A 972-nucleotide genomic window follows, 5' to 3' on the forward strand; every position below is an offset into this window, starting at 1 on the left:
GGCTGGTATAATGGCTGCCTTGGTCGCTGTGGAACATTACACCTTTAGGCTTACCTCGCGTTAACCACGCCATTTTCAAGGCTTTGCTGGTTAACTCACTGTCCGGTGATAACGACATAGCAAAGCCCACTGGTTTGCGCGCAAATAGATCAATCACCACTGCCAGGTAGCCCCAGCAGCTACCCGTCCAGATGTAAGTCACATCACCGCACCAAACCTGGTTTGGCTCGACAACGGCAAACTGGCGGTCAAGCAGATTCGGGATATCAACATGTTCTTTACTCTGCTTTTGATACTTGTGTGATGGTATCTGGCAGCTCACCAAGTCCTGTTCTTCCATGAGCTTTTGTGCCAGGTAGCGGCCAACTTTAAAGCCCTTAGTCGTTAATATCCCTGAAATTGTTCGGGCACCTGCCGAGCCCTGGCTTATGTTAAAGGCTTCAGCAACTTCAGCCTGTAACTGAATGCGCTCAGCATCGATTGTTTTAGGCTTACTGCGCCAATATTTAAAGCTGCTGCGGTGAACCCCGAATACCTCACACAATTTACTAACCGGATATTTCTTGCTCTTATTGAGGTTCTCGATTATCGAGAATTGTTCAGGGAGTCCGACATCAATAGAGCTGTAGCCTTTTTTAGAATTTCCTTTTCTAATTCAATATCTTTAATGCGCTTTTCAAGTTCACGAATTTTGATTTGCTCTGGCGTCATAGGTGCTGCCTTAGGGCTTTCACCTTTACGCTCAACTCTGAGCTGTCTGACCCACTTACCAACGGTTGAATAGCCAACCCCCATTGCCTTAGCTGCTTCTTCATGCGAATAGCCATTGTCTAAAACAAGCTGGGCTGTCTCTCTTCTGAATTCAGCCGGATAATTTGGGCGAGATTTCTTCGTCATTTGTGTCACCTATTGCTGCTATGAGATAAATCATAACACCTCTATTTAGGTGGCCAAAATCACTATGCCACTACA

1 pseudogene is annotated in these 972 nt (G+C 46.1%); it reads right to left on the bottom strand.

Going from position 1 to position 972, the window contains the following annotated elements:
• A pseudogene (locus CWB99_RS23605) lies at positions 1 to 897 on the bottom strand (IS3 family transposase); the annotation flags it as partial.
• Positions 898 to 972: the final 75 nt, after the last annotated feature.

This window comes from Pseudoalteromonas rubra (genome assembly GCF_005887095.1).
GTDB classification, from domain to species: domain Bacteria; phylum Pseudomonadota; class Gammaproteobacteria; order Enterobacterales; family Alteromonadaceae; genus Pseudoalteromonas; species Pseudoalteromonas rubra_E.